Raw genomic sequence first — 12556 nt, 5'->3', positions numbered from 1 at the left:
TAAGGATGGTTATAGGTTATTTAATTGGTGTACATAGTAACTATAATCGGTTACAGGCAACTTGTCGTCATCATTAAGTTTTAAATGCTGGCCGGCTTGTGCCCTTGTGTGGGTGCCATGGTTAATAACATGGGCAATAATATCAGACAACAGCATATTATATTCTACCCCTAACGAATTTTTATAATTGATCGTTTTATCAAAGTCCGCTTCGTTTAATTCGTTCAGGTAGGCAACCCATTCGGCATGGTTAGCGGCTATTACATTGGTTACAGTATGGGCATCCCAATCCGGCCATATAGGGCCTGCTTGTGTAAGTATGCCTTTGCAGCGCTTTAACCATATTTGTTCGGCGCCAAGCAAGTGTGCCATTAATTTGATCGCCTTACCGCTATCATTCTTTTTTACAATAAGTTGGTTAATTTGTGTGTTAGCAAATTCGTTGTAATTAAACAGGCGGATAAAATAGTTTTTCATCGCACCAAAAGTAAGCATCATTGCCTTAATTAAATGGACAGGTACTATAAAATGTATTAATAATTATATAATAACAATTATACATTAAGCTTATATGGAGGAGGTATATTTGATTAACATCAAAATTAATGATACCATGAAACTGATGAGCAAACTATCAAAATTAATGAGCGGTTTTCGCGAGTGGTTATTTTTAAAAAGCATGCGTTCGAGCTTTATACACTAAGTTTTTTAACGCAACGCTTTATTTATACAATTATAATGTACATTTTGGGCTGGCTTAGCTCAATTTAATGGATACTTCTAACTCCGGTCTGCATTTAACAAAACAACTTTTTGGCGATACGTTTGCCTGGGGGGTATCTACGGCCGCGCTGCAGATAGAAGGATCGTGCGATGCCGATGGCAAGGGCCCATCTATATGGGACACCTTTTCGGCCAAAAAAGGAAAGATACTTAACGGCGATACGCCATTAACAGCCTGCGACTTTTATAAAGAATACCAAAGGGATATTGACCTTGTAAAGGAGCTTAATATTCCCAACTTTCGCTTTTCTATCGCCTGGAGCCGTATTTTGCCCGAGGGTACGGGGGAAATTAACCAGGCAGGTATAGATCATTACAACAAGGTTATTGATTATTGCCTTGCGCAGGGCGTAGACCCTTGGTTAACTGTTTATCACTGGGATCTGCCGCAGGCCTTAGAAGACAAAGGCGGCTGGACAAACCGCGAAATTGTTGACTGGTTTAGCAATTACGTAACCATATGCGCCAACAGCTTTGGCGACCGTGTAAAACACTGGATGGTAATGAATGAGCCTGCTGTGTTTACCGGTGCAGGATATTTTTTAGGCATACACGCGCCCGGTCGCACCGGTTTAAGTAATTTTTTACCCGCCATACATCACGTAGTTTTAAGCATAGTTGCGGGCGCACGTATATTGCGCAAGTTGTTACCACAGGCACAAATAGGCAATACATTCTCCTGCTCGCATATTGAGCCATACGGGCAAAGCAAAAGGCATATTAACGCGGCAAAGCGTGCTGATGCCCTTATTAACCGTTTGTTTATTGAGCCGCTTTTAGGCCTTGGCTACCCAACAGAAGAGGTTACGGCATTAAGGGGAATTAAAAAGTTTATACAGCCCGGAGATGAGGCCGATATTAAATTTGATTTTGATTTTATAGGCATACAAAATTATACACGCGAAATTGTAAAGCATTCGTTTTTTACGCCATATATATGGGCCAGCCTTGTAAAAGCCGAAAATAGAAATGTAGAGCTAACAGAAATGAAGTGGGAGGTACACCCGCCTGCCATTTACCATATGCTTAAAAAGTTTAACGCCTACCCGCAAATTAAAAAGCTGATAGTAACTGAAAATGGCGCGGCTTTCCCGGATACAGTTATTGATGGAAAAGTTGATGATACCAAACGTGTAACCTACCTGCAAACACATTTACAACAAGTATTAAAAGCTAAGCAGGAGGGGTGCAGGGTTGACGGCTACTTTGTTTGGACCTTAACCGATAACTTTGAATGGGCGGAGGGTTTTCACCCCCGCTTTGGTTTAATATACGTGGATTTTAAAACGCAGCAACGCATCATAAAAGCGTCAGGCCACTGGTACGCTAACCTGCTGCGGTAGGTTGGCAGGGTTGTTAGCTGTTGATAAGGGCAAACTAATGTAAAAAGTAGTGCCCTGGTTAATTTCGCTATCAAACCATATTTTACCGTTGTGTTTCTCCATTATTTGCCTGCAGATAGACAGGCCCAGCCCGAATGATTTTTCGCCATTGGTACCCGGCCTTTGGGCACTGGTAAACATATTAAATACCTGGTCTCTTAGTTTCTCGGGGATGCCTATACCATGATCTTTAACAACTATAACAACCTGGTTGGTTTGCTGGGTAACTTTTACATTTATAGTTGCGCCGGTTGGGCTAAACTTAATGGCATTACTTATCAGGTTGCTTATCACGCGCCATATTTTTTCGCGGCTAATGTATAATTCTTGCTGCTTATCTAACGTTTCCAGCAGGATCGTTTGGCCTTTTTCGGCGGCTTTAAAACGTAATAGCTCTACACTATTGCTTACCAGCGAATTTATTTCAACCTGCTCAAGGTTAAGGTTAACCGAATTCATGTTGGTTGCCTCTAAAATTTCGTTGATCAGCTCAAGCGAGTTAAACGAGGTTTCCTTTACCAGATTGATCAGTTCTTTTTGCTCATCGGTATACTCGTCATCAGCCATCATGGTTGTTAATGATGCGATGCCACCTATAGGGTTACGTAAATCGTGAGCTACTGTACGTAAAATGCGGTCTTTTTCCTGACTGCTTAGTTTTATTTCGGTTAAGGCATCCTCCAAAACACTGTTCTGCTCATTAATTTGCTGGTTTAATACATTCACAACCTGCACATCCTTTTTTGACCGCCGCCAGTTACGCACCACCAAAAAGATGATAATAAGCGACATTACCGCAAAGAATATACTTACATATAAGTATATCACCTGTAGCTTGTTATTGTTGCTTAGCAGGTCTATTTCGTGTTGTTTCTCGTAATTGGCCAGCTGCTGGTTCACATCTGTTTCCATCAGCAAACTGGATATCTTAGCTATCGAATCTTTTTGTGTGTTGTATAGCTGTATATGGTCTATAGCTTTGCGCAAATCGCCTTTCGTAATGTAGTAATTACCCAGCAAGCGGTTATAATCGGCCTCGGCATCAGGGTTTTTAACCGTATCTAACTGGTTGCGTAAATCGCCCAGTAAGGTAATCAAAGAGTCGCCTTCGTTTTGTTTAAGGTACAATTGCCCCAGTTTAACTTCGGTTAACTCCGCGTCGTGGTTGTCGTAACCCGGTTTAAGGTTAATACTGATGCTCTTTTTAAGCAGTTCGATGGCCGGCAGGTTATTACCTTTTTGTATATAAACTTCGGCCTTGTTACCATAAACAACGCCCAGGGCCATTTCTAAATGCTGTTTACGGTCGGGGAATTTATAGGCATTAGCGTTTATATATTTTAATGCCTTGTCAAAGTATACAATGGCACTGTCATTCTCGTTGTTGTGCCTATAGCTTAAGCCAATATTATCTAAAAGCTCCTGTGTGCGGTAAAATCCCACAAAATCCTTATTGGTTGTAAGGCCCTGGGTAATGTTTTGGTTAAAGCTATCTTTAAAATACTTAGCAGCTAACTTGTAATGGCCTTTTTTGTACATTATCATACCCATGCGGTAAGTATAATCGGCCAGTGCGGCTATATTAACATAGTTTTTACCGGTTAGGTAACCCTGGTAGTACGATTGGTATGCATCTGTAAACTGGTTAAGTTCAAAATACGCATCGCCGCGTGCAAAGTTAGCCTCGGCATAAAGCGATGAATATTGCTTTTTATTGATGCTTTTATTGGCCATGGCCAGCATACTATCGGCATATACAATGCTTTTGTTATAATCGTGCTTAAATTTTTGCCAATACACATAATGCGTGGCGTACGTCCTAAAACGATCGCTAACGGTAGCATTAGGTAGCTTATTTAATGAGGAGTCGAGAAAGTGAAGGCTGTATTCGGGGCTTTTTGAACCCCAATATTTGTCTACTTTAGATAGAATAGGTAAAAACTCGTTTGAATAGTCGCCCTTATCGGTTGTTGTTTTTTGCTGACACGCCGCTAAAACAATTAAAAAAGCATAAAGCCAACAATGCCGCAATATACTTTTGGCGGTGTTATCTTTAATAAGCGTCAATGTTCAGTAGTTAACAGGATAAGCACAAATATAATATTATTGCGCAAATTCGTACTACCTATAGCTATAATTTTTTTCAGTTTTATTTAAACGCGTCCTCGCCGGTCACATCCATACCGGTTATCAGCAAATGAATATCGTGTGTGCCCTCATAAGTAATTACCGATTCCAGGTTCATCATGTGCCTCATTATTGGGTACTCACCGGTTATACCCATCCCTCCAAGCATCTGTCGCGCTTCGCGGGCTATATTAATAGCTATCTCTACGCTGTTGCGTTTTGCCATTGATATTTGGGCGGCTGTTGCACGGTTCTCGTTTTTTAACGTTGCCAAACGCCAAACCAACAGCTGACCTTTGGTTATTTCCGTTATCATTTCGGCAAGTTTTTTTTGCTGTAGCTGAAAACCCGCTATAGGGCGGCCAAATTGTACGCGTTCCTTTGAGTAACGCAGCGCGGTGTCGTAGCAATCCATAGCGGCGCCTAAGGCACCCCATGCAATACCATAACGGGCCTGGTTTAAGCAACCTAACGGCCCTTTTAAACCGGCTACATTAGGCAAAATATTTTCCTTCGGGATCTTTACGTTATCAAAAACCAACTCGCCGGTTGCCGATGCGCGTAACGACCACTTGTTATGTGTTTCGGGAGTGGTAAAACCTTCCATGCCGCGTTCGGCAATCAGGCCGCGTATCTTACCGCTCTCGTCTTTAGCCCAAACAATGGCAATGTCGGCAAACGGGGCGTTTGATATCCACATTTTGGCACCGTTAAGTATATAATGGTCGCCTGCATCTTTAATATTGGTGGTCATACCGCCCGGGTTTGATCCATGGTCGGGTTCTGTTAATCCAAAGCAACCCATCAATTCCCCCGAAGCCAATTTAGGCAGGTATTTCATTTTTTGTTCTTCCGACCCATAAGCATTGATAGGATACATCACCAACGAGCCCTGCACCGATGCCGCCGAACGAATGCCCGAATCGCCACGCTCTATCTCCTGCATAATGATACCATAGGCCATGTAATCTAAACCCGCGCCGCCATATTCAACCGGTATAGTAGGGCCAAAGGCACCTATCTCGGCAAGGCCGCCAATCAGTTGTTTCGGAAACTCAGCCTTTTGGGCGTAGTCTTCAATTATAGGGCTCAATTCCTTCTTCACCCAATCGCGTACCGATGTGCGGATCAGCTTATGTTCTTCGGTTAGCAGTTCGTCTAAAAGGTAATAATCAGGTGCTTCGTAAAGGTCGGTCTTTGCCATAAAATCATCAATTGGTTGGCCAAATATATAGCATTTGGCCTGTAGTTAAACACAGTAAAATCCTTGTTTTTGAATACCACAGGGCACTTTATATCAAAAAGCAGGTTTAAACGGTTTAAAGCTATTTTTTATAAAAAAATAGCTTAATAAATATTTTATAAATTATTAAACCTGCCCTTGTAAATCAAATAAACCACTACTTTTGAAGTATGATAACAGTAGGTTTACAAGGCGCTGAGTTTTTTGCATACCATGGTTTTTACCCCGAAGAGCAATTAACAGGCACTCATTTTTTGGTGGATATACAGGTGGCCTTTGATACAGGTACAAATCTTAGCGACGATAACATTAGCCATACAGTAAACTACGAAACCCTTTATGAGATTGCCGACGCAGAAATGCAGGAACCCAAAAAACTGATCGAAACTGTGGCGCAAGCCATACTAACACGTGTTACCACGGCCTTTACTTTTATACAAACAGCCGAAGTAACCATCCGCAAGCTTAACCCACCGTTTAAAGGGCCTGTTAAATATTCGGTGATCACGCTTAATTACCATAAGTAATAACCATGACCTACAATAAAATTACCGGGGATATATTGGCGGCAATAACCGCTATTGCTGGAGCCGGAGCCGTATTGACCGAGAAAACTGCTATTGAGAACTATAGCCACGATGAAACCGAAGACCTTGTTTACTACCCCGAAGTAGTCGTAAAGCCATCAATTGTTGAGCAAGTGTCGGCATTGATGAAACTTTGCAATGAGCATTTAATACCTGTAACACCACGCGGGGCCGGAACCGGTTTAGCAGGTGGCGCACTGGCCATAAACGGCGGCCTGATGCTATCAATGGAGCGTTTTAATAACATCCTGAATATTGATGAGCAAAACCTGCAGGCTACAGTAGAGCCCGGCGTAATTACCGAAACATTTATTGATGCCGTGGCGCAAAAAGGCCTGCTTTATCCTGTTGACCCGGCAAGTAAAGGCAGTTGCTTTATTGGCGGCAATGTGGCTAATTGCTCCGGCGGCCCAAGGGTTGTTAAATATGGCACCATACGCGAATATATATTGAATTTAGAAGTAGTATTGCCTAACGGCGATGTGATATGGACGGGAGCTAATACACTTAAATATGCATCAGGTTATAACCTTACGCAATTGTTAATAGGCTCGGAGGGTACGCTGGGTATCGTTACCAAAATAGTAACTAAATTAATACCTAAACCAACTTTAGACGCGTTGATGCTGGCATCGTTCCCAACCAACGAGGATGCCTGCGCCGCTGTATCGGCTATTTTTAGGGCAGGTGTAATACCATCGGCGGTTGAGTTTATGGAGCGCCGGGGCATTGAATGGGTAATACAGCACGATGGCATTACCTTCGATCTGAAAGATGGTATCGAAGCATTTTTGTTAATAGAAGTTGACGGCACTAACCAGGATGTAATATTTGCCGATTGCGAGCAGATAAATACCGTTTTAGAGCAGCATAATTGCCAGGATGTATTATTTGCCGATTCATCGGCCCAAAAAGAGGAGATATGGCGCGTTAGGCGCACCATGGCCGTTTCTGTTAAATCAAACTCGGTTTACAAAGAAGAAGACACTGTTGTGCCACGTGCTGCTTTGCCATTACTTATAAAAGGCATTAAAGAGGTAGGGGCTAAGTACGGCTTTTCATCCGTTTGCTATGGCCATGCCGGCGATGGCAACCTGCATGTAAACATTATTAAAGAAAGCATGAGTGATGCCGACTGGAACAGCAAATTAAAAGATGGCATCACCGAAATATTTGAACTAACGGTAAACTTAGGCGGCACCATATCCGGCGAGCATGGCATTGGCCTGGTTCAAAAAGATTTTATGCACCTAAAATATACGCCACTACACTTTGCCATTTGGAAAGGTATAAAAGCGGTATTTGACCCTAACGGTATATTGAATCCAGGAAAGATATTTTAACCGATTTCAAATTTCAGATGTGCAGATATGCAGATGAAAAAATCGACTGACAGGCATCTGCACATCTGAAATTTGCACATCTGCACATCTAATTTGTATTTAATATCAGCCTTGGCTCGTCATATTCAATCATTTTTCGGCGCCCCTCTGCAGGAATAGGCATCGATTTATTGGTATCATAATCGTAGCTGATGCATACTGTTTTACAGGTAGTACATATTTCTTCGCCCTTATCCGTGATTTTTGTAAGCACGTGCATAACATCAAAACTGCTGTTGCCAATCCGTATCACCCTTACGTAGCATAATAATTGGTCGTTAATGGTTACGGGCTTTAAATAATTGATCTCTGACCGGCCTACAATAATGTCTGTTTCCTTCACATCTAAATTGGTAACCTCGCGCCAATAGTTAAAACGAGCCGCTTCAAAATAAGTAAGGTATACTGCATTATTTACGTGGCCAACTGCATCTATATCCGAAAACCGAATGGTGATAGCAGTTTTAAACTTATAATCTGATATTTTTTCAGCCATTTTAAGACTTTTTGTCGGGTAAATTTTAAAAGTAACGACATTATGTCGCTAAAAGTATTTAAAAACGTATTGGTATAAGTGTTGATTATACAGTTTACGAAAATAGTAAAACAAAATTTTAAGGAGACTATAAAAATGACACTGGTAAAATTTAACAACGGACTAAAAAGTAATGCAAGCCCATTCTTTAACGATGTATTCGATTCGATATTGAACGATACATTTTTAAGCGACAAATTGGTAACCCGCGTACCTGCGGTTAACATTGCCGAAAACGATAACGAATTCCATATCGAATTGGCTGTACCGGGCTTAAAAAAGGAAGATTTTAAGATCAACCTTGACAAGAACATTTTAACTATATCAGCCGAAAATAAAAGTGAAGAAACTGCTGAATCTAAAAAATACAGCAAACGCGAGTACAGCTACAGCTCATTTGTAAGGTCATTCACCTTACCTGATAGCGCCGACCATTCAAAAATCGAAGCTGATTATACCGATGGTATATTAAGGTTAACTGTAGCTAAAAGAGAAGAAGCTAAATTTCAATCAAGAGAAATAGCTGTAAAGTAAGCTGAAAGCCCACAGGCAAAAGCAAAAAGCCCCGGTCTGTTTATACGGGGCAACTAAAGATTGTTTTCATAAAAGTTGGTTTAGTTAGAAAGGCCGCCCTATAATGGGGCGGTCTTTTTTTTTGCTCACCCAGCCTTCTCCAAAGGAAAGAACTTGAAAATTTATAAAGCTCCCTCTCCTAACGAGAGGGATGGGGTGAGGCCTAATCCCTCATATTAATATACTGCACGGGCTGGCCAAAATCTTCTTTACGGCACAGGCTGATAACCGCTTGCAGGTCATCTATCTTTTTGGCTTGTACACGCACCTGGTCGTCCATAATAGATGCCTGTACTTTAAGGCCGCTATCCTTTATCTTCTTCACTATCTTTTTGGCCGCTTCTTTATCAATACCTTCTTTTATCTTTATTTCTTTACGTATCATGTTGCCCGATGCGTAATGTTCCTTTCCAAAATCAAGCGCTTTAGCGTCAAGGCCCTGTTTAACCATGCGGCTAATAATTGCGCCTTCAATGGCTTTTACGCGCATGTCGTTTTCGGTAAGTATGTCTATCTGGTTGGTTTTTTTGTCCAGTTCAATGGTGCTTTTAGAGTCGTTGAAATCGTAACGGTTTAAAATCTCTTTTTTGGCAACGTTAATAGCATTATCAAGCGTTTGGCCATCTATTTTGCTTACAATATCAAATGAGGGCATATTTTTTGGTTTTAATAATTAATACAAAGCTAATGTTTGATTTGTATTAGCCACATATATTGGCGCTGTTTATTGTACTTAATATAAAGCACACATTAAAATACCAATAAGTTAATATAAAATTAACAAATAAATAAGCAGTTTTGTAGAGCAGGGCATATATGGATACTAAAAACATTCCTTTAATTAATCGGGAAATAAGCTGGCTATACTTTAACGACAGGGTTTTGCAGGAAGCTGCCGACCCGGCTGTACCCTTAATTGAACGGATAAGGTTCCTGGCCATCTTCTCATCCAACCTTGATGAATTTTACAGGGTAAGGGTAGCCACGCTGTCGCGCCTGGCCAACTTAAACGAGAAAGCAAAAGAAATTTTAGGTTACAACCCCAAAAAAGTACTGGCCCAGATAAAAACCATAGTGGTAAAGCAGGAGCGCAAGTTTAACCACCTGTACGAAGATATTATTGTAAAAGAACTTGCTGAAGAAAAGATATTCCTGCTGAACGATAAACAGCTAAACGTTACCCGTGGCGAATTTGTAAAAAGCTTTTTCAGGGAAAAACTATTATCTACACTGGTACCCATAATGCTGGATGACACCCTGCCGATGCCGGAATTGCGCGACAGGGCCATTTACTTTTTTGTAAAGCTTACCAATGGTAAAAAATCAAGGTTCGCGCTAATAGAGTTTCCGGATAATTTACCCCGCTTTTTGGTACTGCCCGAAACCAACAACCTGAAGTTTATTATCCTGCTTGATGATATCATCAGATATAATTTAGAGGACATCTTCTTTATTTTCGATCATGACAATATCGAAGCTTACTCGTTACAGCTAACACGCGATGCCGAGCTTGACCTGGACAAAGAAGTAAGCGTAAAATTCATTGACGCTTTAGCCAAAAGCCTACAAAAACGGAGCAAGGGTAAGCCAATGCGCCTGTTATACGACGGCGAAATGCCCGAGGAAATGCTGAATTACCTGGTAAAAAAAATGAAACTGGGTAAAGAGAATTTGATACCCGGCAACCGCTACCATAACTTTAAAAACTTTATCGCTTTTCCTAATGTAGGCCGGCCCGACCTTGAATACACCAAAAATCTGCCGCTGGCGGTTGATGGCCTGTCGTTTGGTAAAAGCCTGATGGGGATGATAGCCAAAAAAGACTTCCTTATCAGTACGCCATATCAGTCTTTTGATTATGTAATACACTTTTTACGCGAGGCAGCTATCGACCCTAAGGTTAAAGAAATAAGCATAACCGTATACCGCCTGGCCGAAAACTCAAAGATCATTCACGCGCTTATTAATGCCGCTAAAAATGGCAAGCGGGTATACTGTTTGGTGGAGCTGCGCGCAAGGTTTGATGAATCGAACAATATATACTGGAGCAACAGGCTGGAGGAGGGTGGAGTAAACGTTTTATACGGCATGGATGGTTATAAGGTGCACTCAAAAATATGCCTGGTAACCCGTATGGAAAAAGGCAAGCAGGCTTACTACGCCTGCCTGTCTACCGGTAACTTTAACGAGAAAACGGCTGCTATTTATGCCGACCACACCTTGCTTACCGCAAATAAAAAAATAACCGCCGATTTGGTTAACATATTTAGGGCCCTAAATAAAAACACCTTACCCAAAGGTTTAAAAAACCTTATTGTATCGCCAATAGATTCGCGGCCAAACATATACCAGCTTATTGATAACGAAATAAAGCTGGCTAAAGCAGGTAAAAAGGCCTACATGATATTTAAAATGAACAGCCTTGCCGATGAACAGCTTATAGCAAAATTATACCAGGCAAGTAACGCCGGGGTACGTATAAAGCTGATCGTTCGTGGTATGTGCTGCCTGATACCCGGTGTAAAAGGCTGCAGCGAAAACATTAAGATCATCAGCATTGTAGATAAATACCTTGAGCATTCGCGCGTTCATATTTATGGCAATGGTGGCAACGAACTGATATACCTTACCTCGGCCGATTTTATGACACGTAATATAGATAACCGGGTAGAAGTTGGTTTCCCAATATACGACGAGAGCCTTAAAAAAGAGGTGAGAGATATTATTGATATACAACTGCGCGATAATACAAAGGCCCGCGAAATTACCGGTACAAGTGTAAATAAATACCAAAAAACAAAAGAAGAAACGCTTACACGCGCCCAGATAGACATTTACAACTACCTTAAAAACAAAAATACAATAAATTGAGATACGCTGCCATTGATGTGGGATCGAACGCTGTAAGGCTGCTTATAGCAGATATTATAGAGAACAACGGATCTATATCCTTCAAAAAAAACACGCTGATAAGGGTGCCTGTACGTTTAGGCGATGACGCTTTTTTAAACAAACACATATCCGACAAAAAGGCTACCGATTTGATCAAATCTATGCAGGCCTTTCGTAACCTGATGGATGTTTACAAGGTAAGCGCTTACATGGCATGCGCCACATCGGCCATGCGCGAGGCACTTAACGGGCAGGAAGTTGTTGCACGTATAAAGGATGAGGCCGACATTAACCTCGAGATCATCCATGGCGAAAAGGAAGCTAAAATTATTTATGCCAGCCATGCCGAGATCAATATTGATAAGGGCAAAAACTACCTGTATATTGATGTAGGTGGCGGTAGTACCGAGCTTTCCTTATTCAGCGATGAAGAGTTGGTGGCTTCGCAATCGTTTAACCTGGGCACCATACGTATATTAGATAACCAGGATAAAGAAGAGACCTGGAATGAAATGCGCGATTTTATACGCGAAAATACCCGCTCACATAAAAACATTTGGGGCATAGGTACCGGCGGAAATATTAATAAACTTTACCGCCTATCTAAAGAAAAAGATAACGCCCCTTTAAGTTACGCCAAACTTAAAGATCTGTACAACTACCTTAGCTCGTTTTCGTTAAAAGACCGCATCAACGTTTTAGGGCTTAACCAGGATAGGGCAGATGTTATAATCCCAGCCTGTGAGATCTATTTAACCGTGTTAAAATCGGCCAATATTAAACATATTTATGTGCCTACCGTGGGTATGGTAGACGGTATCATTCAAACACTTATCGAGAAAAATTATTAAATAGAAGGTTAAATTTATTTTAACAAATTGTTTAATAATATAAAAAACACTTATTATATTTGTGATGCCCGCTCAAAGGGCATGTTTTTCATAGGTAGATGTAGGGTCGAGTACGAGTTATTCGACCCTTTTTTATTCTCCTAAAAAGCATTTATAGCCAAACACATAACCGTACATAAAGATTATATACTGCCTGCAAGC

At 41.2% G+C, this 12556-nt stretch carries 11 protein-coding genes; 6 read left to right on the top strand and 5 right to left on the bottom strand.

Annotated elements, in window-relative coordinates; all coding sequences use genetic code 11:
* Positions 1-9 precede the first annotated feature (9 nt).
* The gene (locus FFF34_005515; GenBank protein ID TSD66860.1) at positions 10-498 is read right to left on the bottom strand and encodes a hypothetical protein; all 489 of its coding nucleotides are present in this window, start codon (positions 496-498) and stop codon (positions 10-12) included.
* A 272-nt stretch (positions 499-770) separates the two neighbouring features.
* Between FFF34_005515 and FFF34_005510 the strand changes: the two genes are divergently transcribed.
* Complete coding sequence (locus FFF34_005510) at positions 771-2126, top strand: beta-glucosidase (protein ID TSD66859.1); 1356 nt, start codon at positions 771-773, stop codon at positions 2124-2126.
* Here FFF34_005510 and FFF34_005505 read toward each other — a convergent pair.
* Together FFF34_005505 and FFF34_005500 are read right to left on the bottom strand one after the other, a co-directional pair.
* Positions 2094-4232: a GHKL domain-containing protein gene (locus FFF34_005505; GenBank protein TSD66858.1), complete on the bottom strand. Its 2139-nt coding sequence runs from the start codon at positions 4230-4232 to the stop codon at positions 2094-2096. The two genes, FFF34_005510 and FFF34_005505, sit on opposite strands and share 33 nt — an antisense overlap.
* Positions 4233-4314: 82 nt before the next feature.
* Entirely contained in the window at positions 4315-5496 is a 1182-nt protein-coding gene (locus tag FFF34_005500; protein TSD66857.1) for an acyl-CoA dehydrogenase, read from the bottom strand.
* A gap of 209 nt (positions 5497-5705) precedes the next feature.
* Between FFF34_005500 and folB the strand changes: the two genes are divergently transcribed.
* Together folB and FFF34_005490 are read left to right on the top strand one after the other, a co-directional pair.
* On the top strand, positions 5706-6062 hold the full coding sequence (gene folB / locus FFF34_005495; protein ID TSD66856.1) for a dihydroneopterin aldolase: 357 nt from the start codon (positions 5706-5708) through the stop codon (positions 6060-6062).
* A 5-nt stretch (positions 6063-6067) separates the two neighbouring features.
* Positions 6068-7465, top strand: a complete 1398-nt coding sequence (locus FFF34_005490) for an FAD-binding protein (GenBank protein ID TSD66855.1) — start codon at positions 6068-6070, stop codon at positions 7463-7465.
* An 88-nt stretch (positions 7466-7553) separates the two neighbouring features.
* Here the strand turns inward: FFF34_005490 and FFF34_005485 are convergent, their stop codons facing one another.
* Positions 7554-8000 (bottom strand): acyl-CoA thioesterase, encoded by a 447-nt coding sequence (locus FFF34_005485; protein ID TSD66854.1) that lies wholly within the window; start codon positions 7998-8000, stop codon positions 7554-7556.
* 135 nt (positions 8001-8135) lie between these two features.
* Between FFF34_005485 and FFF34_005480 the strand changes: the two genes are divergently transcribed.
* Positions 8136-8573, top strand: a complete 438-nt coding sequence (locus FFF34_005480; protein TSD66853.1) for an Hsp20/alpha crystallin family protein — start codon at positions 8136-8138, stop codon at positions 8571-8573.
* Positions 8574-8775: 202 nt separating this feature from the next.
* Here FFF34_005480 and FFF34_005475 read toward each other — a convergent pair whose 3' ends face one another.
* Positions 8776-9267, bottom strand: a complete 492-nt coding sequence (locus FFF34_005475) for a YajQ family cyclic di-GMP-binding protein (protein TSD66852.1) — start codon at positions 9265-9267, stop codon at positions 8776-8778.
* Positions 9268-9428: 161 nt separating this feature from the next.
* Here FFF34_005475 and ppk1 point away from each other — a divergent pair, with 161 nt between their 5' ends.
* Both ppk1 and FFF34_005465 read left to right on the top strand, forming a co-directional pair.
* A complete protein-coding gene (gene ppk1, locus FFF34_005470; protein ID TSD66851.1) occupies positions 9429-11483 on the top strand; it encodes a polyphosphate kinase 1 in 2055 nt (684 codons plus the stop codon).
* Entirely contained in the window at positions 11480-12355 is an 876-nt protein-coding gene (locus tag FFF34_005465) for an exopolyphosphatase (GenBank protein TSD66850.1), read from the top strand. The genes ppk1 and FFF34_005465 overlap by 4 nt, the downstream gene beginning before the upstream one ends.
* Positions 12356-12556 lie beyond the last annotated feature (201 nt).

Origin of the sequence: Inquilinus sp. KBS0705 (assembly GCA_005938025.2) — a bacterium.
Taxonomy (GTDB): domain Bacteria; phylum Bacteroidota; class Bacteroidia; order Sphingobacteriales; family Sphingobacteriaceae; genus Mucilaginibacter.
The sequence above is the reverse complement of the archived record's forward strand: the minus strand, read 5'-3'. Positions and strand labels throughout refer to the sequence as shown.